Below are 24,684 nucleotides of genomic sequence, written 5' to 3' on the forward strand. Positions count from 1 at the left end.
GCGGCCCACCGCGGGCCTTGAGGAGCGGGGGCAGAGACATGCGTATCAAAAGCGTCGAGGCCTGGTGGGTCAAGATTCCCATCGAGGCGAGCCGTCAGCACCGCAGCGACTTCGGCCGCCTGATGACCTTCGACAGTGCGATCCTGCGTATCGAGACGAACGACGGCATTGTGGGCTGGGGGGAAGGTAAGAATGCCGCGGGCAGTGCCGGCAGCTATGGCACGCTGGTGCACATGATCAATCACGAGGTAGGGCCCAAGCTCATCGGCCGCGATCCTGGCGACATCTTCACCATATGGGAAATGCTCTACAACGGTGTACGCCACGAGACGGCGGCGAGTTCGGGTCACGCCATGCCCGAGATCGCGCGGCGCGGCCTTTCGGTCGCTGCGATCAGTGCGGTCGACATAGCGCTCTGGGACATCCTCGGCAAGTCGCTCGGCGTCCCAGTCTGGAAGCTGCTGGGTGGCCGCAAGGCGGACCGCTTGCCTGCCTATGCCTCGGGCGGTTGGGAGAGCACGGACCGGATCGGCGAGCAGCTCCGGTCCTATATCGCGGCAGGCGGTTTCAAGTCAGTCAAGATGCGCGTCGGCGCGATGGACGGTGCGCCGCATGTCTCGGCAGCGCGCGTGCGTGCCGCTCGCAAAGCTGTCGGCCCCGACGTCGATCTAATGGTCGATGCGCATGGCACATATACTGTTGGCGAAGCGAAGCGCTTTATCCAGATGGTTGCGGACTGCGACCTCGCCTGGTTCGAGGAGCCTGTCATAGCCGATGACAAGCCGGGCATGGCGGAGGTGCGCGCGGCCGGGAACGTGCCGATCGCTGCCGGCGAGAGCGAGGCGACGCGTTTCGCCTTCCGAGATCTTGCGATGCTCCGGGCCGCAGACATATTCCAGCCCGATCCGGCTTTCTGCGGTGGCATTACGGAAGCGATGCGCATCAGTTCGCTCGCCAGCGCCTTCAACCTCCGTTTCGCACCGCATCTTTGGGCTGGGGCGCCCTGCTTCTTTTCCGGTCTGCACGTGTGCGCGGCCTCTCCGGCAAGCTTCGTCATCGAATATTCCCTCGGCGCAAATCCGATGATCCACGATCTTGTCGAGGACGCTGTGTCTGTAAAGGACGGTATGATAGAGATCCCGGACCGACCTGGCCTGGGCTTCACGATCAATCAGAGGGTCCTGGAGACTCACGCGCAAAGACAGTGACGATGAAAGAAAACTCCCTCCTCTCCGATCTCGCAGCTTATCTTTTCTCAAACTCGAGCGACACCGGCCGCACGCCATCGGAGCGCGAGCTTGCAGAACATTTCACCGTCAGCCGGGGCCAAATTCGCGAGGCATTGGCGATCCTGGAGGCAATGCGCATCGTAGAGCGTCGAGCCAAGTCGGGCATCTATTTGACGACCACGGAGGCGAGCGTGGAGGCAATGGCGCTTTTTGCCCGCGCCGGCGTTCCCCTTGACCCCATTCTGATCTACGAGACCGTGGAGCTTCGCAAGATCCATGAGATCAAGGCCGCGGAACTCGCCTGCGGCCGGGCGACGGAGGAGAATTACAAGCGCTTGCGCGATATACTCGCTGCGTCCGAGGCGAAGCTTGCCGCGGGCGAGGGGCTGGCGCGCGAAGACCGGGATTTCCATCTGGAGATCGTTCGAGCCACCAAGAACAGCGTCTTCTATCGGGTGTGCAGCGTCTACTACGTCATGGGCGAACACCGGCTGCCTATCTATTTTGCCGATGCCGCCCGAAGCCGGCGCTCGCATGAGGAGCATATCCGCATTTACGAAGCGCTGCTTGCCCGAGACGGCAATCTCGCCCAGGCGCTGATGAGCGCGCATCTTCAAGGTGCGGAAAGCTATTGGAAGGGTCTTATCGGCGGTCCAGCGACGGCGGCCGGATAGGCGTAACCGGCGGGGAGGCCGATGAGCTTCATCTTTTCCACACATCCCCTGCACCCCGCGGCCAAGGCCGTGCTTGAGGGGGCGGGTGATCTGCGCGTAGCTTCCGCGCCCGATCCGGAAACCTTGCTGCGAGAAGGACGCGGCGCGGGTATTGTCGTCGTGCGCGCGCCGATCCCGCCGGCCTTCTTCGAGGATGCGCCAGCGCTTCGCGCGGCGATCCGCCATGGTGCGGGCCTCGACATGGTTCCAATGGAGGCGGCGACCCGCGCCGGCGTGCTTGTCGCAAACGTCCCCGCTGTCAATGCGTCGACTGTCGCCGAGCACGTCTTCCTGGTGACACTGGCTCTGCTCAGGCGTTTCCGCCAGATGGACCGGGACCTGCGTCAGGACGGCTGGGCGGCGGGCCGCGCTCAGTCGGATGCGGCCAGCGACCTCGGCGGCCGCACTATGGGCATCGTGGGTATGGGCAATGTCGGCAAGGCGATCTTCAAGATCGCCAAGTTCGGCTTTGGCCTGGAGGTGGTCGCAACGAGCCGGTCGCCCGAAAGCGTCCCGCATGGCGCGCGCTTCCTGGCGATCGATGAGCTTGTTGAGCGGGCCGACATCGTCGTGCTCTGCTGCCCGTTGACGCCGGAGACGACTGGCTTGCTCAATGCCGGGCGCATCGGTCGGCTGAAGCCAGGAGCAATCCTGATCAACGTGTCACGCGGTCCCGTCATCGATGATGCGGCGCTGATCCAGGCGCTAGGCGATGGCCGAATTCGCGGAGCAGCGCTTGATGTCTTTGCAACGCAGCCATTGCCGCTCGACCATTCCTATTTCGGCTTCGCCAACGTCATCGTCACTCCGCATCTGGCTGGTCTGACGGAAGAGAGCATGATGCGCATGGGGACAGGTGCGGCCAGCGAAGCGCTGCGCGTCATCAGAGGCGACTTGCCCGTCAATTTGCGCAATCCCGAAGTGGTAGAACACTACCGCCGGCGCTTTCCGGCATAGGCCGTCCGACCGGGAACGTTGGTTGCCTGCCGCGCCACCGAGACCATTTGTATTGGGTGGATCAGGTCAGCCTGCGTGCCGCAGGCTGACCCCGCTTCCGGCGTCAAACAGGACGACCTTCTCCGGATTCCACGAAAAGCGAACCGTATCCTCGATCCGCAGCGCCGTTTGCGTCGGCACGGTCGCGTGGATAAACTTCTCGCCGGTGCGCAGTGTCACGATCTTTTCGACGCCATGGTTTTCCACGTCGTGCACCCGTGCTTCCCCCGGCGCGCCACTGTCGAGGAAGATGTCCTCCGGGCGAATGCCGAAGGTGAGCGGGCGGCCGTCCGTCGCAATTGCGTGGTCGCTGCCCAACGGCAGCCGATAGCCCTCGCTGGCCACGGCCTCGCTGCCGGCGAGCGTGCCGTTGATCAGGTTCATCGGCGGTGAACCAACGGCGCGCGCGACGAAGGTGTTGACCGGATTCCGGTAGATCTCCTGCGGTGTCCCGGTCTGCACCAGTTGACCGTTGTTCAGGACGCCGATCTTGTCGCCCATCGACATGGCCTCGATCTGGTCATGAGTGACGAAGAGGAAGGTCGCGCCGAGGTTCATCTGCAGGTTCTTCAACTCCGTGCGGAGTGCTTCGCGAAGCTTCGCGTCGAGCGCCGAAAGCGGCTCGTCCATCAGGAACACGCGCGGCTTGCGCACGATGGCACGGCCGATAGATACGCGCTGCATCTCGCCTCCCGACAGCCGGTCCGTCTTGCGGTCGAGCAGATGCTCGATGCGCAGGGTCTTCGCAACCCGAGCGACGCGTTCCTTGATTTCCTCTGGCTCAATGCGGCGGATGCGGGATTTTAATGGAAATTCCAGGTTCTCTCGGACCGTGTAGCGCGGGTAAAGCGAGTACTGCTGGAGCACCAGGGCCACGTCCCGCTCGGCGGCGCCCCAGTCGGCGACGTCGTGCCCGTCGATGTAGATCTGGCCTGCGGTGGGCTTTTCGAGCCCGGCGATCAGGCGAAGCGTCGTTGTCTTGCCGGCGCCGGTCTGCCCGAGCAGCACGAAGAACTCGCCGTCAGCGATGTCGATGTTCAGGTTTTTCAGTGCCGTGTGGCTGCCGAAAGTCTTGGTAATGCCCTTAAGTTCGATATGCGCCATCAGAGTCTGATCCCGAGCGATGAACCGGTTGCCGTATTGAAGAAATGAGCCTGGGCGGGGTCGATGCGTGCCCAGACGGCTTCGCCTGGACCGGGTACGAAACCGCTTTTGGTTCGCGCCCTGATCATTTGCTGGCCGACCTTCAGGTCAACGATATCGTGTGAGCCGAGCGGCTCGATAATATGCGCCTCGACCGGCACGAAGCCCTCACGTGCTTCCCGTGAAACGATCACGCCCTCGGGCCGAACCCCGAGTGTTAGCTGGCCGTTCGCGGCCTTCGCGTCAGAGAGACGGTTGGCCAGTGCGGCGGGGAACTCAAAGCCCGTTACGCCGTCGCCAACCTGCACGCGCGTATGGTCGCCCGTTTCGCTGACGGTTGCCGGCGCCATGTTCATCACCGGGCTTCCGACAAACTGCGCGACAAACATGTTGGCGGGTTGACCGTAAACCTCTTCCGGCGTGCCGATCTGCTGGAGGATGCCCTCGTGCATGATGACGATGCGGTCGGCGAGCGACATGGCCTCCACCTGGTCATGCGTCACGTAGATCGTGGTTGAACCTTGCTTGATGTGCAGACGCTTGATTTCCGCCCGCATCTCCTCTCTCAGCTTCGCGTCCAGCGCACCGATCGGCTCGTCCATCAGCATGGCCTTCGGCCGTCGCACCAGAGCGCGGCCGATTGCGACACGTTGCATGTCTCCTCCTGACAGTGCCGAAGGCTTGCGGGCCAGCAACTCGGTGATGCGCAGAACCGCGGCGATTTCCCGGACCGCCTTATCGACATCGGCGCGGCTCATCCGGGTGGCGCGGAGCGGGAAGGCGATGTTTTCGTAGACCGTCATGTGCGGATAGAGCGAAAAGGATTGAAACACCATCGCGATGTCCCGGCCGGATGCCTTGATATGTTGCACCGGCTTGCCGTCGATTAGGATGTCGCCTTCGTCGATCGTCTCCAGGCCGGCGACGGCGCGCAATGTCGTCGTCTTCCCGCAGCCCGATTGTCCGAGCAGCACGATGAACTCGTTATCGGCAATGGCGAGATTAAGGTCTTTGATGACCTGGACGGCACCGAAATATTTCTGAATGGCGCGAAGCTCGATCTGCGTCATGACTGACTGCCTTCGTCTGATTGCGCGTCCCGGGGGATTTTGGTCGCCACCATGAAGGCGATCAGTCCGACCAGCGTCATCGTCATGCCGTAGCGGTGCAGGAACAGGTTCCAAGGCTGGCAGAGCGCGATAATGCCCAAGATCATCAGATACTGCGAACCGGGTTCGAGATATTTCTGGTTGAAGGCGCGCAAGGTCATTTGCGGATCGCTCCGAAGCTCATGCCGCGCAGGAGATGGTTCCTGAGCAGGAACGTGAAGATCGCGACCGGTAGCAGGAACAGGAACGTACCGGCCGCAATGACCGTCCAATCCGGCAGGCCGGAGCCGACCTGGCTCGGAATGAAGGGTGGAGCGGTTTGCGCGCGCCGGTTCGTCATGATCAGCGCAAACGCATATTCGTTCCAGGCCGTTATGAAGCAGAAGACGGCGGTCGCAGCGATGCCGGTGGCCGCTTCGGGGATGACGATCTTGAAAAACGCCTCCATCCGCGTGTAGCCATCGACGAGCGCGGCCTCCTCGTATTCCTTTGGGATCTCGTCGATGAAACCCTTCATCAGCCAGACGGAGAAGGAAAGATTGAAGGCGGTGTAGAGGATGATCAGCCCCCAATGCGTGTCGTTGAGGCCGACGGCGCGGTACATCAGGAACATCGGGATCGCCACGACGACGGGCGGCAGCATGCGCGTCGACAGGATGAAGAAGAGAAGGTCGGCCTCCCCTTTCACTCTGAAGCGCGAGAAGCCATAGGCGGTGAAGGTTCCCATGCCGACTGCCAGCACCGTGGACGTGATCGCGACGATCAGCGAGTTCATGAAGCGGTTCGGATAGCCGGATGGCTGCACCTCGCCGCGGCCGGAACGGACGATTTTCTCACCACCGTCGAACACCATCCGCTCCCACCAGGGGGCGGCGGCATATTCTTCGGGGGTCGGCACGCCACGCAGCTGCGAGCGCTTGGTGAAGAGCTTCACGAAAGGCGAGAGCTCCGGCTCGAAGAGCACTGTCGGTGGTATGGTGGTGGCGAGGTTGCGGGGCTTGAAGGCCGTCGAGGTGATCCAGTAGATCGGCGCCAGGAAGATCAGCGTAATGACAAGTACGGCGGCGATTGCCACCCGGTTCAGCGCGCGTTCGGAGCGGGTTTGAACGGCGGCCATCTCAGCGTTCCTTCACTTTGTTGAGGTACTTGACGTAGATATTGGTGATGGCGAGGATCATGATGAGAACGATGTAGGCGAGTGCGCAGGAGCGCCCGGTCTGCCACTCCTGGAAGGCCATTTTATAGAGCCGGATGGAGATCACCTCAGTCGTCGGCTGGCTGGTCAGGATGTAGGCGAGGTCGAAGGTCTTGAAGGCTTCCATCGTACGGAAGATGATTGCGATCATCAGGATCGGCGCCACAAGCGGCAGCGTGATGCGGAAGAAGGTATAGAACGGTCCTGCCCGGTCGATCGCCGCTGCCTCGTAGAGATGCTTTGGCACGGCCGAAAGGCCGGCGAGCGACAGCAGCATCACGAAGGGCGACCACATCCAGATGTCAGTGATGGCAACCGCATAAAGCGCCACATCCGGATTCGACAGCCACTCGAAGGAGCCGAGACCGAGCGTGTAGTTTATGATGCCAAACGAGGGATCGTAGAGCAGCTTCCAGAACAGACCGACCACTGCCATCGATAGCATCATCGGCAGTAGCAGCAGTGTCGTCAGGAGACCCTTCAGCGGAATATCGCGGTTGAGCAACATGGCCGTGCCGAAGCCGACGATCACCTGTCCCGTAACAGAGACGATCACATATTTTGCGGTGATGGCGAAATTCGACCAGATGAACGGGTCGTTCAGCAGTTCGCGGTAGTTCTGCAGGCCGACGAAGTTGGCTGGTGCGTTCGACGAGGCGCGAAAGTCGGTGAAGGAATAGCCGAGCGAATAGATCAGCGGAAAGATGTTGAAGACGATCAGAAACAGGATCGTCGGGATGATGAACAGATTGCGAATGTGAATGTCGCTCATGCCGCGGGATGCGGCACGCGATTTCGTGTCCAGCGATATCATGACTGCGGTGGCCAATCCTCTCCTCCTCCGAGAGTTCGGCGCCTGATGCCGGAAGGCATCACGATGCGCGAAGTGAATGCCGGGCGCCGCGCCCTCTCGAACCGCGCCCCTGGGCGCGAGATGCAGAATGAAACTGGAGGGGCGGCCAGGCCCCTCCGCTGATCGCGTCTGCTATTTGTTGCGTCCGTATTTCTTGAACGTCGCATTCCAGTCCGCTGCCAGAGCGTCGAGCGCTTCCTTCGCCGTGCCTTGGCCGGCCGTGACGAAGGGGTAAATGCGTTGGTTCGCCTGGATCAGCAGCTCGGCGTATTCAGGCGTTGCCCAGAAGTCCTTGACCTTGAACATGGTCTCGTAGAAGGCCTTGTTATAGGGCGTCGCGTTCTGAAATTCCGGGGATTCGAGCACCTTGGCGCTTGCCGTGTAGCCACCGAGTTCAGCCCAGCGCTTCTGGGTCTCGTCCTTGATGAACCATTCGAGGAATTTCATCGCCTCTTCCTGGTTCTTTGAGTAGGAGATGACCGATATGCCTTGTCCGCCGAGTGCTGCGAACTGCTCGCCATTCGGGCCTGCCGGATTGGCAAAGAATCCGGTAACCTTGGCATTCGGGTTCGAGGCCTCATTCACTAGAGCCGGGAAGAAGGCGAAATAATTCATGCTCATCGCGGCCAAGTTTTCGGTGATCGCCTGGTTGTTCTCGACGAAGAAGGACTTGGCCCAGCCTGGAGGCGTAAAGCCGTAGAGCTCGCGATAAAGTTCGAGCGCTTTGACGTTCTTCTCCGAGTTGATGATGCCGTCGACCTTGTAGTTCTGGTAATCGCCGAGTTCGCCTCCAAACGAGAAGATCGCGTTTTCGACCCCCATGACGAGCCCGTCGTAAGAATTGTCGGTGTAGATGGCGATGCCGTAGCGCTTCTGGTCTGGACGGTGGAAGAACTCGGCGATGTCGCGCATCTGGGCCCAGGTCTTTGGCGGGGCGAGATCGTAGCCGTATTTCGCCTTGAATGCCTCCATCTCCTTGGGGTCTTCGAACCAGTCCTTGCGGTAGGACCAGCCGACGGCGTCACCCTCTGCAGGAATTGACCAGTACTTCTTCGAGTTTGCCGGATACTCGGAGTAGTATTTCACCGTTGCCGGAGCCATCACCTGAGTCAGATTGTGCTTGGTGAAAAAATCGGTCAGATCGACGTAATGTCCTGCTTCCGACGCCGCCCCGATCCACTGGCTGTCGCCGACGACCAGGTCATAGGCTGAGCCCTTTGCATTGAATTCGGTGAAGGCCTTGGTCTGAAAGTCGGCCCATGGGGTGGTCTCGACAGTGACCTTGACGCCCGTTTCAGCCTCGTATTCGTTTGCAAGTTCCTGAAGGTAATTTGCCGGGTCCCACTCGGCCCAGAAAATCGTCAGTTCCTGGGCCTGTGCGGACGTTCCGCAGGCCCACATCAATCCGACACCGGCAACGAGACCGGTCATAGTTTTGCGCATAACGTTTCCTCCCATTTATGCACCTTCCCGCGTCGTCGCGGGCCTCCCGATCCGGCTTCTTGATCCTTCTGGGTTGATTTCGTGCTTGAGTCCTCCCCGACCCCAGCGCGTTTCAGATCTCAAGCCTGAATATTATTCCCTGATCTGGTAGTACCAAACTCCATTACCGTCAAGAGCGACCCACGGAGAGCTTTCATCTTCGGTTCTTCTTCCAGACTTCTGGATATATTCCCGTAGCCGCGGCTTACCTAAGCAGTTTTGTCGGGCGGCCTCAAATTCCTTGTCGCAAATCCCGGCCATGATGTAGGACATGTTACTTCATCTGGTCGAACCAGTTGGCGGGCTGCGATGTCATGCACTACCCTCCGCCTGCCGTAGTGCGCTGTCGACGAGCGCCTTGGCGGCCCACTCGGCAACAGATTGCGCGCCTTCGGAGGTCAGGCCCCAGATATCCTTCAATACGATCAGCACCTCGACGCCGAAGACAAGCGAAAGCGCCTGCGCAAGGCGCTCCCGGGACTCCGCTGGCACGCTGCCCTGCAGGGGCGCCGTCACGCACTTCAGCAGGTCGACACGGTGGCCGCGCTTGAATAGCGGTTCGTTGCCGAGCGTGCCCGCCTGGCGCTGCGCCCACTGGTCCAGCGAAAGTTTCAGCGCCGCCTTGAAGGTGGCCTCGAACTCGTCGATCCGCGGCATCGCGGTCGCCAAAAGGTCGGCAACGCGGGTGCGTGCATCCGGACTGTCGGACGACCAGCCGAGTATTGGTCCCAGAGCCTCATCCACCACGGCATGCACGAGCGCGGCCTGGCTCGGAAAGTAACGGTAGGCGGTCGCCCGCGAGACTTCAGCAGCCTCGGCCACTTCGCTGACCGAGGGCGTAATGCCGGACTGCATGAGCCGCGTTGCTGTTTCGAGCATCAGTTTTCGCGTGCGGGCACGCGGGCCTCGCTCGGTCCTGGCTGTTTCGTTCTGTTGACGTGAGACATCCATATCTTTATGATACGCGCGTCTCACAAATTTGCAAGGGCCATCGCTTGCTCCGAACGTGGGATATGCTGGGAGGAAACCCGCCCGGTTGCGGAGGGGAAATGAAGCAGATCTACGTGGTTGGCACGGCTGACACGAAGGGCGAGGAGCTTGATTATCTCGCCGCTTGCATCGAGGCGTCGGGCGGGGCGGTTACCCGCGTCGACGTCGGCATCCGTGAGCCTCGGACCACCGTCGACGTGGCGGCTGACACGGTTGCCGCTTGCCATCCCGAGGGTGCTGGAGCCGTCCTTTCCTGCGAAGACCGCGGAAGGGCGGTCGAAGCGATGGGCATTGCCTTCGCGCGCTTCCTGGTGGCGCGCCAGGACATCGCCGGCATCATCGGTATCGGCGGAGGCGGGGGCACCTCGATTATTACTGCGGGCATGCGCCAATTGCGGCTCGGCCTGCCAAAGATCATGGTATCGACGCTCGTCTCCGGCAATGTTGCTCCCTATGTCGATGTTTCCGACATCGTGATGATGCCTTCGGTCACGGACATGGCTGGCCTGAACCGGCTTAGCCGGGTCATCCTTCACAACGCTGCCCAGGCGATTACGGCGATGTCCAGCCGGCCGGCTGAGGTGACGGCATCGAAGCCGGCGCTCGGGCTCACCATGTTCGGCGTGACCACACCTGCCGTATCCGCCATGGTCGAGCGCCTCCGGCCGGACTATGACTGCCTGGTATTCCACGCGACCGGAACGGGCGGGCGCGCGATGGAGAAGCTTGCCGACAGCGGCCTGATCTCAGGCGTGCTCGACATCACGACCACCGAGGTCTGCGACCTGCTTTTCGGGGGTGTTTTGCCGGCCGCCTCCGACCGTTTCGACGCGATTGCCCACACGGGTCTGCCCTATGTCGGCTCGGTCGGCGCGCTTGATATGGTGAACTTCTGGGCGCCGGATACCGTCCCCGAACGCTATGCCGGCCGGCTGTTTTACCGCCACAATCCAAACGTCACCTTGATGCGCACGACCTCGGCAGAATGCGCTGAGATCGGCCGCTGGATCGGCGACAAGCTCAATCTTTGCCACGGCCCCGTGCGCTTCCTCATTCCCGAGAAGGGTGTCTCGGCCCTCGACATTGAAGGCGGTGCGTTCTTCGACCCAGAAGCCGACGCTGCGCTTTTTGCCGCGCTCGAGGCGACGGTGAAGCCGACGGCGTCGCGACGTATTGTTCGATTGCCGCTCCATATCAACGATCCGGATTTCGCAGAAGCCGCTGTCGCCGCCTTTCGTGACATTGCCAAACCGTGAGAGACAAAATCGATGCCAGCCATACCCCGCAAGACCATCCTCGAAAAATTTCACGGCATGATCGCAGCCGGCGTGCCGATCGTCGGCGGTGGTGCCGGCACCGGCATCTCCGCCAAGGCCGAGGAGGCAGGCGGCATCGACCTCATCATTATCTACAATTCCGGGCGCTACCGCATGGCGGGGCGCGGCTCGGCGGCAGGACTGCTGGCCTACGGCAACGCCAACGAGATCGTGAAGGAGATGGCGCTCGAAGTGTTGCCGGTCGTGAAAAAGACGCCGGTGCTCGCCGGCGTCAATGGCACGGACCCCTTCGTGCTGATGCCGCGCTTCCTTGCCGAGCTGAAGGCGATGGGCTTTTCAGGTGTGCAGAACTTCCCCACGATTGGCCTCTTCGACGGCAGGATGCGGCAGAGTTTCGAGGAGACGGGTATGAGCTACAATCTGGAGGTCGAGATGATAGCCACCGCCCATGGGCTCGATCTGCTGACCACGCCCTATGTTTTCAACGAGAGCGAGGCTATCGCCATGACCGGCGCCGGCGCCGATATTGTCGTGGCGCATATGGGGGTGACGACCGGCGGCACGATCGGCGCCACATCCGGCAAGTCGCTCGATGACTGCATCGACGAGATCACCGCGATCGCCAAGGCGGCGCGGTCGGTGCGCGACGACGTCATCGTGCTCTGTCACGGTGGTCCCATCTCCATGCCGGAGGATGCGCGTTACGTTCTCGAGCGTTGTGCTGGCTGCCATGGTTTTTACGGCGCAAGCTCGATGGAGCGACTGCCGGCCGAGGCGGCAATCCGCAAGCAGACGGAAGATTTCAAGGCGCTCGCTGTCGGCGCGGTCGTCTGAGGAAGGTCATGGAGGAGGCCGTTTCATGGTAAAGGACAACTACTTTGTCTATCCGCAGGATGTAAGCGCCTTCGGTTTCGACTGGGGCAAGCTGTCGCTGACCGTGGCGCCCGAAGTCAATGGCGCCAGTCGTTTTTCCGGCGGGGTAGTCGAACTGCCAAGCGGCGAGGGCCACTCACGTCACAATCATCCGGGTGCAGAGGAAATCATCTTCGTAATATCCGGCGAGGGCGAGCAGATGGTCGAGGACGAGAACGCAAATCCGGTGACGCGCAAGGTCGCCAGCGGCTGCACGATCTATATTCCCGAAAGTCGCTTTCATTCGACGAAGAACACCGGTGGCGGGCCGATGCTCCTGTTCGTCGTCTACTCACCGGCGGGGCCGGAGCTTGCGCTTCGCGATTTGCCGGACTTCCGCCTGCTGCCGCAGGACATCTGAGGCGGGCATCCATTTTGTGGGAGGAAAGACAATGAACGACAATGCAGGGCAGACAAGGCAGGCCGCCGTGGCGCCGTTCGATACGGCCAAGCTCGACCGCCTCATGGAGGAGGCCGGTATCGACGTCCTGATCGCCACTTCCAAACACAACACGCAATATCTGCTGGGCGGATACAAGTTCATCTTCTTCGCCGCCATGGATGCGATCGGGCATAGCCGGTACCTGCCGATGGTGATCTATGAGAAAGGTGCGCCCGATCACTCCGCCTATGTGGGGAACCGCATGGAGGGCGCAGAGCATCAGAACAATCCATTCTGGACGTCCGCAGTGCATACGGCGAGCTGGGGGACGCAGGATGCGGCCGGGCTCGCTGTCGAGCACCTGAAGAAAATCGGCAAGGCCGGCGGACGCATCGGTGTCGAGCCTGCCTTTCTGCCTTCCGACGCCCGTGATCTTCTTGCCTCTCGGCTGGATAGTGCGCGGTTTGTCGATGCCACACATGTGTTGGAGCGGCTGAGGGCGGTTAAGACGCCAGATGAACTGGCAAAGCTCAAACGCGCCTCCGAACTGATTACCGACTCGATGCTGGCGACAATCGCCGCCGCCCGCGCCGGCTCGACGAAACTGGAGATCATCGAGCAGCTGCGCAGGGAGGAAACCAACCGGGGACTGCACTTCGAATATTGCCTGCTCACGCTCGGCGCCAGCCACAATCGCGCGGGCTCGCCGCAGGCCTGGGCTGAGGGCGAGGTCCTGTCGATTGATTCCGGCGGCAACTATCACGGATACATCGGCGACCTCTGCCGCATGGGTGTGCTCGGCGAGCCGGATGCGGAGCTGGAGGATCTTCTGGCTGAAGTCGAAAGCATACAGCAGGCGGCCTTCGCCAAGGTCAGGGCAGGGGTTGTGGGCAGTGAAATGATCGCGGCGGCGGAAGCCGAGCTCAAGGCCTCGCCATCGGCGGGCTTCACCGACTTCTTCTGCCATGGCATGGGCCTCATCACGCACGAAGCGCCGTTCCTCATGACGAACCACCCCGTCGCCTATGAGGGCATCGATGCCGACAAGCCGCTGGAAGCCGGCAGTGTGATCTCGGTCGAGACGACGATGCTTCACCCGAAGCGCGGTTTCATCAAGCTGGAGGATACGCTCGCGATCACCGACGGGGGCTATGAAATGTTCGGCGAACGTGGCCGTGGCTGGAACCGCGGCGGAGTGTGACTGGAGGCCGGCACAATCAGATGCCCGGCAGACTTCACTACCGGGCATTTTGTCCGGGCGCCGTGGTCTCAGGTGTGGCGGATCTCCGTTCCCAGCACCTTCAGGCATTCGCGCATGAAGGCGGCGAGCGCCGTCCAACCCTTGGCCGAGACCATCGTCCCATCGACATAGGCTTCAGTGGGCGAGAGGTCGATGTAGGTTCCGCCCGCCAGCGTGACCTCAGGTTCGCAGGCCCCGAGCGCACCCACCTTCTTGCCGCGAACGACACCGTCGACTGCGATCAGGATCTGGACCCCGTGGCAGATGGTGAAAATCGGCTTCCGCTGCTCGTGGAAGTGACGCACCATTGCCTGCACCCGTTTGTCGGTGCGGATATATTCGGGCCCGCGCCCGCCGGCGCAGTAAACGGCATGATACTGATCGAGCTGGTCTTCCGCTTCGGAAAACGTCTTGTTGATGGTGATATTGTGCCCGAGTTTCTCGGTGTAGGTCTGATCTCCCTCGAAATCGTGCAGCGACGTCCTGAGAATATCGCCCGCCCTCTTGTCCGGACACACCACGTGCACCGTGTGCCCGACCGCCTCCATCGCCTGCTGGAAGACGAAGATTTCGTACTCCTCGGTGAAATCGCCAGTGAGCATCAGGATTTTCTTGCCTGCCATGGGTTCTCCTCCTCGTTGTCACAGGCACGCTCTTGCCTGCGGGTTGAATCAGATGTCGTCGAACGCCGGCAACAGCCGGTCTCGCGAACGTTCAATGTGGATGCGCATTGCGTTCTCAGCAGCGCGGGAGTCGCGCGCCGCGAAGGCGTCGAGTAGCGTCTGATGCTCGCCGAGTGCCTCCTCCGTGACGCGGCGATGAAACATCAGGCGGAAAATGTGGAAATGCGTGTGCTGGAATGCCAGCATTTCTCGGATCAACTCGTTACCGGCAAACTCCATGATGCGGTCGTGGAAAATAGCGTCCTTGCGGGCGAAGGCCGAATAGTTCGCCCGCTCGTCCCTATCGTCGCGACGTGTCATCACGCCTGCGGCGTCCGTGAGGATGGCCAGTTTTTCGTCGTTCATCGCCTGAGCCGCCTTCGCAGCGCCGGCAGGTTCCAGCAGCAGACGAAGTTCATAGAGTTCATCGAAGCGGTGGCGCGTAATCTGGGGCGCAGCGCGGTAGCCGACGAGATGCTGCTTGACGACGAGGCCTTCGCCCTCAAGCCGACCGAGAGCTTCGCGGATCGGAGTGTGGGAGACGTTGAACTCCCTGACCAGGTTGTCGACCGTAATGCGCTCTCCGGGGGCGATCTTCAGCGACATGAGCTGGTTGAAGATTGCCTCGTAGACGTCGACAGCTAAGCCGTTGGCGCGCTGGATCTGGGCCGTTCCCGTTGAGGGTTCTCTAAGTCTCGTCGAAATCATCTGATGCCTTGCCTCTTGACAGGTTCAATCGCTAGCACGATGCTGCATGTAAGACAATCCTATATCCTATACGATTTAATATAGGGGACAAATCATGCGCGTTTCCGAAGCGGCAGCCCTTGCGCTTGCCACCCGCCTGCTCGAAGAGCATGGCGCACCGCGTGACCATGCGGCGCTGCAGGCTCGCGTCCTGGTGACGGCCGAGATGAAGGGGCACCCCTCGCATGGCCTGTGCCGGCTCTCGCGCCTCGTCGAAAGGATCAAGCGCGGTGTCATCGACCCACAGACGAAGGGAACGCAGCGCTGGCGGGCGGATGCGGTGCTGGAGGTCGAGGGATCGGCGGGACTTGGCCCCATCGTCGCCATGGCCGCGATCGAGCGGTTGGCGCCTCATATTCCTGATCTTGGCATCGGCCTGGTCGCCGTGCGCAATGCGAACCATCTCGGCATGCTCGCGCATTATGTTGAGGCCGTTGCTGCGATGGGTTTGGTCTGCATCGCGCTATCGTCCAGTGAGGCGCTGGTCCATCCATTCGGCGGTACACGGGCAATGCTTGGCACCAACCCCATCGCCATTGGCGTTCCGACCGCCGAAGACCCACTTGTGCTTGACCTTGCCACCAGCATCGTGCCGATGGGCAGGATCCATCATCACGCGGCGACCGGCAGACCCATTCCCGAGGGATGGGCGCGCGATGCGGCCGGCAGGCCGACGACAGATCCGAAGCGTGCCAAGGCCGGCGCGATTGCACCCTTCGGCGATGCAAAAGGCTATGGCCTCGGCATTGCCCTCGAGCTGCTGGTGGCGGCTCTTGCAGGCTCCGCGCTCGCACCCGAGGTGCACGGCACGCTCGACAGCCAGTCGCCATGCAACAAGGGCGACGTCTTCATTCTGATCGAGCCCAGTCTGGCGCCGGGTCTTCCGACGCGGCTGTCAGCCTATCTCGCTGCGGTGCGCGCCTCACCATCCGAGATGGCCGGCGAACCGGTTCGCGTCCCCGGGGATCGTGCGCGTCAGCGGCGTGCGGCCGCCAGCCGCAATGGTTTTGAGATCGACCAGCGCCTTTGGGACGACCTAAACGCGCTTTCCCCCTCCCGCATCCTGGCCTTCGAGGGACAAAGATCATGAGCCTGTTTGCCGCCTTGAGGCTGCCGCGGGAAATCCTGTTTGGTGTCGGCCAGCGTCATGCACTACCGAGCGTCGCCAGCAAGACCGGACGGCGCGCTCTCGTCTGCACGGACGCGCGTTTTGCCGCAACGCCCGTCTTCGCGGAAATGATCGCTGCCGTCAAAGCGGCCGGCATTGGCGTCGTAGTGCATGACCAGACGCTGCCGGACGTGCCGCGCGATACCGTAGCTATCTGCGTTGAAGCCGCGCGCGGCTTCGAACCAGATATGGTGATCGGGATTGGCGGTGGCAGTTGCCTCGATATGGCGAAATGCGCCTCGCTCCTGCTCGCTCATGGCGGCGCGCTCACCGATTATTATGGCGAGTTCAAGGTGCCTGCACCGGTCCTGCCGGTCATTGCTGTGCCGACCACGGCCGGCACCGGCTCCGAGGTAACGCCGGTTGCGGTTGTTTCCGATTCCGACCGTATCCTGAAGGTTGGAATTTCCAGCCCATATCTCATCGCCGCAGCGGCGATCTGTGATCCCGAACTCACCTTGTCCTGCCCGCCTGGGCTGACGGCGATTGCCGGTGCCGATGCGCTGACGCATGCCATCGAGGCGTTCACGGCGATGCGCCGCCCCGGCGATGCGGAGCTTGCGCAGCAGCATGTCTTCGTCGGCAAAAGCGATCTCACCGACCAGTTCGCTCTGCATGCCATCCGGCTCCTCAGCCGGAGCCTGGAAAAGGCCTTTGCCGACGGTTCGGACGTCGATGCGCGCGCCGATGTGATGATGGGCGCGCTTGCAGCCGGCTGCGCCTTCGGAACCGCGGGCACTGCCGCAGCCCACGCGGTGCAATATCCGGTCGGCGCCCTGACGCATACGCCGCATGGACTCGGGGTAGCGACCATGCTTCCCTATGTGATGGCATTTAATCGCCGCGTCGCCGTCGCGGAAATTGCCGCGGTCGGTAAAGCGCTCGGCCTCGATCCCAATGGAATAGAGAAGGACGAGACAGTTGCCGATGCCGCAATCGCCGAGGTGAGCCGCCTCTTTGCGGCGATCGGCATTGCGCCGACGCTCGCCGGACTCGGCCTTCCCGAAGACCGGATCGACTGGGCGGCCGGGGAGGCCCTCGGAATCGGCCGGCTGATCAAGAATAACCCACGCCCCCTCGATTCGGCCGCCATGCGCGGCCTGGTTCGGGCCGCCTATGACGGCGACCTGGCCGCTTCCGCCCTCTGACCTCGGAAATCATCATGAACGTCAACCAGCTTTCTCTCCACCCCGACGATGATACCTTCGGGCTCAGCTCGTTTTCCCGTGGTCTCTATATAGGCGGCGCCTGGCGGCCTGCGGCAGGCGAAGGTCGGATCCAGGTGATCGATCCGTCGACCGAGGTGGTCATTGCCGCCGTGCCGGATGCGACGCTTGCGGATGCGGCAGCGGCCGTGGAGGCTGCGGCGAGCGCCGCGGAAAGCTGGCGCGAGACTCCGCCGAGAAAGCGTTCCGAGATCCTGCGCCGCTGCTTCGAACTTATGGTGGAGCGCTCCGAAACGCTCGCGAGACTCATTTCGCTCGAGAACGGAAAGGCTTTGCGCGATGCGCGCGGCGAGGTGGCCTATGCGGCGGAATTCTTCCGATGGAACGCTGAGGAGGCGGTGCGGATCTCAGGTGAATTCGGCATCGCCCCGGCCGGCGGAAACCGGATCGTCGTCGATTACCAGGCTATCGGCATCTGCGTACTCATTACACCCTGGAATTTCCCGGCCGCGATGGCGACCCGCAAGATTGCGCCGGCCCTTGCCGCAGGCTGCACCGTCATCCTCAAGCCGGCGAGCGAGACGCCGTTGACGGCCTATGCGCTTGCTGCTCTCTACGAGGAGGCTGGCGTGCCGCCGGGCGTGGTGAACGTGATGACAACATCGACGCCGAGCCCCGTCATCGCCGCTATGCTGGCTGACCCCCGTGTGCGAAAGCTTTCCTTTACAGGCTCGACGGGTGTCGGGCGCACGCTGCTGGCGGAAGCAGCAAAAAATGTCATCTCCTGCTCCATGGAGCTCGGCGGCAACGCGCCATTCATCGTTTTCGACGACGCCGACGTTGATGCTGCGATCGAGGGTCTGATGGTTGCGAAAATGCGCAATGCCGGTGAGGCGTGCACCGCTGCGAACCGGATCTATGTCCAGTCCGCTATCCACGATGCCTTCGCGGAAAAATTTACCCGGCGCATGGCCGCCCTCGAGATCGGCCCAGGTGTAGATCCGGATACCGAATGCGGTCCGATGATCACACGCAAGGCAGTGGAGAAGATCGACCGTCTGGTTACGGACGCCATTTCAAAGGGGGCGCGCGCGCTCTGCGGCGGACGAACATTGGCAGGGCCGGGCTTCTTCTATCCGCCGACGGTGCTCGTCGACGTCTCGCCGGCCTCAGACATGGGGTGTGAAGAGATTTTCGGTCCCGTCGCGCCGCTCTATCGTTTCGACAGCGAGGCAGAGGTCATAGCTGCGGCCAATGATACCGAGTACGGCCTCGCCGCCTACATCTATACCCGCGACATCAGCCGTGGCATGCGCGTCGCTTCGAAGGTCGAGGCGGGCATGATCGCTCTCAATCGTGGACTGGTCTCCGATCCCGCTGCCCCCTTTGGCGGTGTGAAGCAGAGCGGCCTCGGACGTGAAGGAGGGCAGCATCACGGTATCGCAGAGTTCATGGAAGCCAAGTACATTGCCACCAGTTTCTGAGGAGGAGCGCGTGACCGCCGATCCGTTCCGCATTCGTGATCATGTCTCAGATTTCGACGAGATCGTCGCCGATCTCCGTGCCCGCAGCCTTGCAACGCGGCGCACCGTGACCATGGAGGCCAACATCGCTTACGGGGCTGGGCCAGGCGAGACGCTCGATATCTTCGTGCCGAATGATGCCGACCCTGACATGCCGATACACATGTTCATCCATGGTGGCTATTGGCGAATGTTTTCCAAGGAGGATTATTCCTGCGTCGCTGAGACGATCACAGGCGCCGGCGCGGTCGCAGCCATCGTCGATTATTCGTTGATGCCCGGCGCGAGAATGGACGTTCTGGTTGGTCAGGTCCTGAAAGCCAAGGCTTTCCTGCTGGCCCATGCCGATCGTTTTGGCGCCACACCGCACCGATTCTCCGTCAGCGGTCACTCCGCCGGTGCACATCTGGCAACCTTTCTCTTCCACCGGTCTCCTTCGCCTTCGCGCGTCGTTGCCGCTTTCCTGCTCGGCGGGCTCTACGACCTCGAGCCCCTGCAGACCTCCTTCCTGCGTGACGAGATCGCCTTGAGCGACGAGGAGGTGAGACGGTTTACGCCCATGCGTCACGAGCACGATCCTGCAACGCGCGTCGCTATCATGGCCGGCGAACAGGAAACTGATCCGTTTAAAATTCAGGCAAATGCGTTCAGAAAGATTCTTGCCGCCCAAGGGCTTGATGTGTGGGCATCGCTCGCCGCAGACGGGAACCACATGAGCACGGTACGCGACCTCGCCGTCGCTGGCACACCTGTGGCGGCAGCGTTGCGCGCCGCAATTGCCAATATGCCGGTGAGGAACTGAAGCGACCAACGTTCCCCTATCGCCGTTTGTCGCGATGGTGGCAGTCGAAGAGTGTGCATTGTCATGATCGGACCAATTTGTAGCGACCGGCGCGTTGAAGACAAAATGCCGTGCCCGCTGCGCCGGCGGCAAACAGGGGCTTGTCAGGACTTGAAGATCGTAGGGGTTTTCTTCACCATCTCCTACGCGCCGGATAACTCGACACCATTGACCATTTTTTTAAGAGTTATGCCTATCGTGATGGCCTCGGACGCGGCCGCCGCCGGAGAAAGAGCCGAATTTCCTGGGCAGGGGCGAACATTTCATGTCGTTGATTGATCGACTGTTGCAGCGCATGCGGATCGTGACGAAGGTTCTCTTCTTCGTCGTCCCTCTGATCGTCCTCATAGCGGGCATCGGGCTTTTCGGCTATTTCACCGCCGGCACGCTCAAGGGCCAGATGACCCTGACGCGGCAGACGATCGACGCGCTTTCCAGTTTCCAGCAGCTGCGATCCTCGCTGACGGCCTTTACCGATCTTCCGACGGCGGCCACGCGCGACCGGCTGATCGCCAGCATCTCCGATCAGGAGAAGGGTGCGGCGACGCTCGATGCGATGTTGATCGATCCGTCCCAGAAGCAGCAGATCTCGGCGGTGCGCGACCTCGGTGGCAGGATGCAGGGTAGTGCGGACGCGCTTTGGGCCGTGGCTCAGGAGCGCACGAATACCGAACAGGCGATCGATGCGGCCGTGGCGCAGCTTTTCAAGGAGAGCCAGACCGCCCGCAAGCAGCTCGACGTCCTTCAGGATCAGGCGAACGGAAAGGAAGCCTTCGTCCGGGCGCTTCTCCTCGATGCCTCCGCCTACAAGAACATCGCCCAGCGCATTGCGAAATTGCGCAAGGCGACCGCGCAGGCGACTGCGCCCGCGGATATTGCCGGCGCTCTCGGCAGCCTTCTGCCGCCGCTCGTCAAGGAGGTCGGCGGGAGCGCCGCAGTCGCTTCCGACAAGGCTCAAAGCCAGATTGCCGCGCTGAAGCCGGTATTGGACAAACTCGCCGCGATGGCCAAGGACAGCGCCAACCTGACGCTTGTGGGCTATGCTCCCGTCGACCAGGATCTGCAGGGCTTTGAAGAGAAGTTCGTAAAGCTCGCCTCAGGAAATGCGGATACCGCTATCGAGCGTTTTGTCGGCATGGATGCGAATATCGGCACGCTGCGCTCCATGGTGGCGATCGTCAGTGCCGCGTTCAAATCGATCGACGATCTGCGCCTGCACCTGAGTGAATTGAACAGACGGGTCGATGCCGAAGCGCGGGACGCCGTTCTCGCCGATCTCAAGGGGCTGCGCGAAAGCGCTGGACAGCTCGTGCCCTTGAGCGGCAAAAACGCCGCCTTGCAGGAACTTGCGAAGAAGATAGAGCCATCCCTCGCCACGATCGAGAAGGACACGTCGCTGCTGATATCGGTCGCAGATCGGTGGCGGGCAGAGAGGGGGACGGCGACCGAACTCGTGGCATCGGCAAGCCATACTCTGGAGCAATTCGTCAGCACGGCGCAGGAAAGCGGCAAGGACATCAGCCAGCGCTCGGCCACCATGTCGCTCTCGGCAATGATCGCGGGCACGGTGCTTGCGATCATCGGCGGCCTGATGCTGATCGAAACGCTGCGCGGACCGCTGAAGCGGATCACCCAGACGATGACGAGACTTGCCGCCGGCGATCTCGACGTTCCGATCGGCGACGGCAAGCGCGGCGACGAAATCGGTGATATGATCCGGTCCGTGACCGTCTTCCGCGACCAGGCGCTTGAAAAGACCAGACTCGAAGAGGTGGCTGAGGCTAACAGGGCGCGGGACGAACACGAGCAGGCCCGCCGCGCAGCCGAGCAGGCGCGCATCGAGGCCGAGCAGAGCGAGGCTCTGGACGCCTTGTCCGACATGCTCGGCAAACTCGCCGACGGCAATCTCGCAGCCGTGATGAGCGAGGAACTGGCCGCCGATTATGTTGCGATGGCCAGGACCTACAACCAGGCGATCGATGCGCTTCGCCGCACGCTCGCCGAGGTCCGCAACACCACCTACGAAATCGCCGAGGGCAGCACCAATCTTTCGGGTGCGGCCGACGATTTGGCGCGGCGCACGGAACAACAGGCGGCCGCTCTCGAAGACAGTTCACGCGTGCTTGGCGAACTCACAGCCAGCGTTCGCACGACAGCGGAAAACGCGCACCAGACATCGGTTTCCGTCGCGGAGGCGCATCGGCAGGCGGAGCATTCCGCGGCTGTCGTCGCCAAGGCCGTTGACGCGATGGACGCGATCAATCGTTCATCGGACAAGGTCTCCAGCATTATCGGCGTGATCGACGAGATTGCCTTCCAGACCAATCTTCTCGCACTCAATGCCGGCGTCGAGGCGGCGCGGGCAGGAGAGGCGGGCAGGGGTTTTGCCGTCGTCGCACAGGAGGTGCGCGAGCTTGCACAGCGTTGCGCCAAGGCCGCCCGCGAAATCAAGGATCTCATTTCCAACAGCGCGTCGCAGGTTGGCGCGGGCGTCAGGCTCGTGGAGGAGACTGGGGAGGCGCTTTCCGTGATCATAGAGCATTTCACCTCGATCAACGGGCTGGTGCAGGTCATCTCGACCGCCACCAGCACGCAGTACAAAGGGATCGACGAGGTCAACAGCGCGGTTCGCGACATCGAGCATATCACTCAGCACAATGCCGCCATGGTGGAGGAAAACACCGCCGAAATTCACAGGCTTCGGCAGCAGGTGGAACTGCTGAACGAAAGGATTTCCCGATTTCAGACCGCCGACGGCCGCAAGCCTTCCACCGCCGTGAGCCCGCGAATGGCGGCCGCCTCCTGAGTGTCCTTCGCGGCTTCGTGCGACATTGTCTAGAAGTCAGCGACCTTGCCCCAGGCGGATTCCGCGAAGCGGTTGGGATGATAGGGCCTGGGATCGACGATCGGCTCATTGCCGGTGACGATATCGGCAATCAGATGACCGGCGCCGGGTCCGATGCCGAAGCCGTGGCCGCTGAAGCCCGCAGCGAGGATGAAGCCCGGAAGGGTAGCGATCTCGCCGATCCCCGGCACGCCATCTGGCGTGCTGTCGATATAGCCCGCCCAGGCCGCGTTGATTTCGGCGTTCTTCAAGGCGGGCAGCAGCTGGAGCGCCCGTGAATGCGTGAGAGCGATGGTGGTCTTGTCGATGGCCGGGTCGAGGATGCGCATCCGCTCCATCGGCGTCGGCCTGTCGAGCCGCCATCGCGCCAGAGATTCGTGCCCTGAGCGAATTCCTTCCAGTCCGCCGGGTGCGAGGCTGCGCCAGCGCCGGGCGAACATCGGCAGGAACTGCGGCGCGAAACGGAGCTGCTGCGCGGTTGGGTCGACGCGGCCGCGGCCGCTGATCGCCAGCGTGTAGCCGCCGTCGCCGCGGCGTGTCACTGATACCGCTGATGTATGCAGCGCATCCGGCAGGCCGAGTGCACCCGGCGAAACCGACAGGATCGACGAGCGGATCGAAGCTTGCGGAAATCGAATGCCGAGCTGGCGGCAGAAGGACGAGGCCCAGGCGCCGCCGGCCAGGATCGCGATCTTTGTCCCTATGGTGCCGTGCTCGGTGACGACGCCTGAAACCCTGCCGCCTTCAATGTCGACGCCGCGGGCCGCACAGGATTGATGCACCGTGCCGCCGAGGTTCAGGATCGCACGCGCGACGGCAGGCGCGGCTCTTCCAGGATCGGCGGTGCCGTCGGTCGGCGAAAAGACCCCGCCTTTCCATACGGCGCCGGTGGCCCGCCCGCGTTCGGTTGCCTCCGCGCCACTCAACATATGGGTTGTGACACCGACCGATCGGGCGAAATCGCGCCAGCGGGCCCAGCCTGAAAGTTCCTCCTCACTATTGCTGAGATAGAAGAGGCCGCAGCGGCGGAAGCCGGTGTCCTCGCCTGTTTCGATGGCGAAGCGCTCCCACAGATCGAGGCTCTTGGTCGAGATCGGCAATTCACGAGCATCGCGGTTCTGCTGCCGGCACCAGCCCCAGTTGCGGCTCGATTGTTCTGCCCCGACAAGGCCTTTCTCGACGAGGGCGACCTTCAATCCACGTTTGGCCAGATAATAGGCGGCGAAGACGCCGACGATGCCGCCGCCGATCACGACCGCATCGGCGGCAGCGGGTAGCTGCGGTGTAGTGTCGACGCGCGTCAATGGTGCGGGCATGGCATGGTCTCCGTTTCAGGCCAGTCTAACGGATTCACCGCCACGCCTTTGCCGGAGTTCATCCCACGGCAGCAGAAGATTCCGTCTTGCGGGCCGGCCGGCAGCCATTTGTGCTTCGGCATGTCCCGCAATCCGGTCGACACCCCTTTGTGATGTGTTAAGCTCGACGTTGGAGAGGCTGCAGCATAATCTGCTGCGCCGTTGGCGATCTCGAGCAAGCGAAGGCGCGTGTGATGATGAAACTCGACCGGATCGACATAAAAATTCTCTACGAACTGCAGAAGAATGGCCGCGTCACCAATGTGGAGCTCGCCGAGCTGGTCAATCTGTCGCCGAGCCCCTGCCTGATGCGGGTGAAGAAGCTGCAGTCCGAAGGTTACATCGAAGGTTATTCGGCTCAGATCAACGTCAGCAAACTCGGGCGGACACTGACCGTGTTCACCGAAATCACCCTGAAAAACCATCGGCAGATCGACTTCGCCCGGTTCCTCGCAGCGATCGAGAAGGTCGACCAGGTGATCGAATGCCATCTGGTTTCGGGCGGCTACGACTATCTGCTGAAATTCGTCACCGCCGGAATAGACGAATACCAGACGATCATGGAGCGGCTCACTGACATGGACGTCGGCATCGACAAATATTTCAGCTTCGTCGTCCTGAAATCACCGATCGTCAAGGCGCACATGCCACTGACGACCTTGTTCCCGCATTAGGGCTATTCAAGCAAAACGGCACAGCGGTTTTGCGTCTCTCATCCTGCGTGCATATCGGTTCCCTGTGTCGCAGGTCGTTCCCCCCATAAATAGAAGCCTTTCAATGGTTGGAAGGACTTGCGACAAAATCTCATCCCTGCCTTCCAAAGCCATGTTGGCTGCCACTTGCTGGGATTCTGCAG

23 protein-coding genes and 1 pseudogene are annotated in these 24,684 nt (G+C 61.9%); 14 read left to right on the top strand and 10 right to left on the bottom strand.

Translation table 11 applies throughout. The features are described 5' to 3' along the window. The first annotated feature begins 38 nt into the window (after nt 1–38). From J7U39_RS21120 to J7U39_RS21130, 3 genes are read left to right on the top strand one after another with little or no spacing between them, the layout of a single operon-like run. A complete protein-coding gene (locus J7U39_RS21120; protein ID WP_210631740.1) occupies nt 39–1,208 on the top strand; it encodes a mandelate racemase/muconate lactonizing enzyme family protein in 1,170 nt (389 codons plus the stop codon). Between the two features lie 2 nt (nt 1,209–1,210). Then, nucleotides 1,211–1,903, top strand: a complete 693-nt coding sequence (locus J7U39_RS21125; RefSeq protein WP_210631741.1) for a FadR/GntR family transcriptional regulator — start codon at nt 1,211–1,213, stop codon at nt 1,901–1,903. Nucleotides 1,904–1,924: 21 nt separating this feature from the next. After that, the gene (locus tag J7U39_RS21130) at nt 1,925–2,899 is read left to right on the top strand and encodes an NAD(P)-dependent oxidoreductase (protein ID WP_210631742.1); all 975 of its coding nucleotides are present in this window, start codon (nt 1,925–1,927) and stop codon (nt 2,897–2,899) included. A 66-nt stretch (nt 2,900–2,965) separates the two neighbouring features. On the opposite strand, the gene J7U39_RS21135 is transcribed toward J7U39_RS21130, so the two are convergent. The 7 genes from J7U39_RS21135 to J7U39_RS21165 all read right to left on the bottom strand — a co-directional run bounded on the left by J7U39_RS21135 (nt 2,966) and on the right by J7U39_RS21165 (nt 9,671). Further along, nucleotides 2,966–4,042, bottom strand: coding sequence for an ABC transporter ATP-binding protein (locus J7U39_RS21135; protein ID WP_210631743.1), 1,077 nt, complete (start codon nt 4,040–4,042; stop codon nt 2,966–2,968). Then, nucleotides 4,042–5,151, bottom strand: coding sequence for an ABC transporter ATP-binding protein (locus J7U39_RS21140; protein ID WP_210631744.1), 1,110 nt, complete (start codon nt 5,149–5,151; stop codon nt 4,042–4,044). The genes J7U39_RS21135 and J7U39_RS21140 overlap by 1 nt, the downstream gene beginning before the upstream one ends. Continuing rightward, the gene (locus J7U39_RS21145) at nt 5,148–5,351 is read right to left on the bottom strand and encodes a hypothetical protein (RefSeq protein ID WP_210631745.1); all 204 of its coding nucleotides are present in this window, start codon (nt 5,349–5,351) and stop codon (nt 5,148–5,150) included. The genes J7U39_RS21140 and J7U39_RS21145 overlap by 4 nt, the downstream gene beginning before the upstream one ends. After that, nucleotides 5,348–6,307: a carbohydrate ABC transporter permease gene (locus J7U39_RS21150; protein ID WP_003572879.1), complete on the bottom strand. Its 960-nt coding sequence runs from the start codon at nt 6,305–6,307 to the stop codon at nt 5,348–5,350. Before J7U39_RS21150 ends, J7U39_RS21145 begins: the two co-directional genes overlap by 4 nt. A 1-nt stretch (nt 6,308) precedes the next feature. Beyond that, complete coding sequence (locus tag J7U39_RS21155; RefSeq protein WP_210631746.1) at nt 6,309–7,214, bottom strand: sugar ABC transporter permease; 906 nt, start codon at nt 7,212–7,214, stop codon at nt 6,309–6,311. A 156-nt stretch (nt 7,215–7,370) separates the two neighbouring features. Further along, a complete protein-coding gene (locus J7U39_RS21160; RefSeq protein ID WP_210631747.1) occupies nt 7,371–8,681 on the bottom strand; it encodes an extracellular solute-binding protein in 1,311 nt (436 codons plus the stop codon). Between the two features lie 351 nt (nt 8,682–9,032). Beyond that, the gene (locus tag J7U39_RS21165) at nt 9,033–9,671 is read right to left on the bottom strand and encodes a TetR/AcrR family transcriptional regulator (RefSeq protein ID WP_210631748.1); all 639 of its coding nucleotides are present in this window, start codon (nt 9,669–9,671) and stop codon (nt 9,033–9,035) included. A 98-nt stretch (nt 9,672–9,769) separates the two neighbouring features. Here J7U39_RS21165 and J7U39_RS21170 point away from each other — a divergent pair, with 98 nt between their 5' ends. Genes J7U39_RS21170 through J7U39_RS21185 form a run of 4 tightly spaced genes read left to right on the top strand, consistent with a single transcriptional unit; the run spans nt 9,770 to nt 13,482 of the window. Beyond that, complete coding sequence (locus tag J7U39_RS21170; protein WP_210631749.1) at nt 9,770–10,966, top strand: Tm-1-like ATP-binding domain-containing protein; 1,197 nt, start codon at nt 9,770–9,772, stop codon at nt 10,964–10,966. Between the two features lie 12 nt (nt 10,967–10,978). Beyond that, nucleotides 10,979–11,821, top strand: a complete 843-nt coding sequence (locus J7U39_RS21175; protein WP_210631750.1) for a phosphoenolpyruvate hydrolase family protein — start codon at nt 10,979–10,981, stop codon at nt 11,819–11,821. A gap of 25 nt (nt 11,822–11,846) precedes the next feature. Beyond that, the gene (locus J7U39_RS21180; RefSeq protein WP_210631751.1) at nt 11,847–12,260 is read left to right on the top strand and encodes a cupin domain-containing protein; all 414 of its coding nucleotides are present in this window, start codon (nt 11,847–11,849) and stop codon (nt 12,258–12,260) included. Between the two features lie 31 nt (nt 12,261–12,291). After that, nucleotides 12,292–13,482: a Xaa-Pro peptidase family protein gene (locus tag J7U39_RS21185; RefSeq protein WP_210631752.1), complete on the top strand. Its 1,191-nt coding sequence runs from the start codon at nt 12,292–12,294 to the stop codon at nt 13,480–13,482. 68 nt (nt 13,483–13,550) lie between these two features. Here the strand turns inward: J7U39_RS21185 and J7U39_RS21190 are convergent, their stop codons facing one another. Together J7U39_RS21190 and J7U39_RS21195 are read right to left on the bottom strand one after the other, a co-directional pair. After that, nucleotides 13,551–14,144 carry a DJ-1/PfpI family protein gene (locus J7U39_RS21190; protein ID WP_210631753.1) on the bottom strand — a complete coding sequence of 198 codons (594 nt, stop codon included), beginning with the start codon at nt 14,142–14,144 and terminating at the stop codon, nt 13,551–13,553. A gap of 48 nt (nt 14,145–14,192) precedes the next feature. Beyond that, nucleotides 14,193–14,891, bottom strand: coding sequence for a GntR family transcriptional regulator (locus tag J7U39_RS21195; protein ID WP_210631754.1), 699 nt, complete (start codon nt 14,889–14,891; stop codon nt 14,193–14,195). 94 nt (nt 14,892–14,985) lie between these two features. Between J7U39_RS21195 and J7U39_RS21200 the strand changes: the two genes are divergently transcribed. From J7U39_RS21200 to J7U39_RS21225, 6 genes and pseudogenes are all read left to right on the top strand, one after another. Then, a complete protein-coding gene (locus tag J7U39_RS21200; RefSeq protein ID WP_210631755.1) occupies nt 14,986–16,020 on the top strand; it encodes an Ldh family oxidoreductase in 1,035 nt (344 codons plus the stop codon). After that, on the top strand, nt 16,017–17,246 hold the full coding sequence (locus J7U39_RS21205; protein WP_210631756.1) for an iron-containing alcohol dehydrogenase: 1,230 nt from the start codon (nt 16,017–16,019) through the stop codon (nt 17,244–17,246). Before J7U39_RS21200 ends, J7U39_RS21205 begins: the two co-directional genes overlap by 4 nt. Before the next feature lie 14 nt (nt 17,247–17,260). After that, on the top strand, nt 17,261–18,748 hold the full coding sequence (locus J7U39_RS21210; protein WP_210631757.1) for an NAD-dependent succinate-semialdehyde dehydrogenase: 1,488 nt from the start codon (nt 17,261–17,263) through the stop codon (nt 18,746–18,748). 10 nt (nt 18,749–18,758) lie between these two features. Next, a pseudogene (locus J7U39_RS21215) lies at nt 18,759–19,672 on the top strand (alpha/beta hydrolase). Beyond that, a complete protein-coding gene (locus tag J7U39_RS21220) occupies nt 19,653–19,907 on the top strand; it encodes a hypothetical protein (RefSeq protein WP_210631759.1) in 255 nt (84 codons plus the stop codon). Before J7U39_RS21215 ends, J7U39_RS21220 begins: the two are co-directional and overlap by 20 nt. Then, entirely contained in the window at nt 19,894–22,434 is a 2,541-nt protein-coding gene (locus J7U39_RS21225) for a methyl-accepting chemotaxis protein (RefSeq protein ID WP_210631760.1), read from the top strand. The genes J7U39_RS21220 and J7U39_RS21225 overlap by 14 nt, the downstream gene beginning before the upstream one ends. Before the next feature lie 29 nt (nt 22,435–22,463). Here J7U39_RS21225 and J7U39_RS21230 read toward each other — a convergent pair whose 3' ends face one another. Next, nucleotides 22,464–23,789 (bottom strand): FAD-binding oxidoreductase, encoded by a 1,326-nt coding sequence (locus J7U39_RS21230; protein WP_210631761.1) that lies wholly within the window; start codon nt 23,787–23,789, stop codon nt 22,464–22,466. A gap of 236 nt (nt 23,790–24,025) precedes the next feature. On the opposite strand from J7U39_RS21230, the gene J7U39_RS21235 reads away from it, so the two are divergent. Continuing rightward, a complete protein-coding gene (locus tag J7U39_RS21235) occupies nt 24,026–24,502 on the top strand; it encodes an Lrp/AsnC family transcriptional regulator (protein WP_210632195.1) in 477 nt (158 codons plus the stop codon). Nucleotides 24,503–24,684 lie beyond the last annotated feature (182 nt).

Source organism: Rhizobium sp. NLR16a, from assembly GCF_017948245.1.
Lineage (GTDB): Bacteria > Pseudomonadota > Alphaproteobacteria > Rhizobiales > Rhizobiaceae > Rhizobium.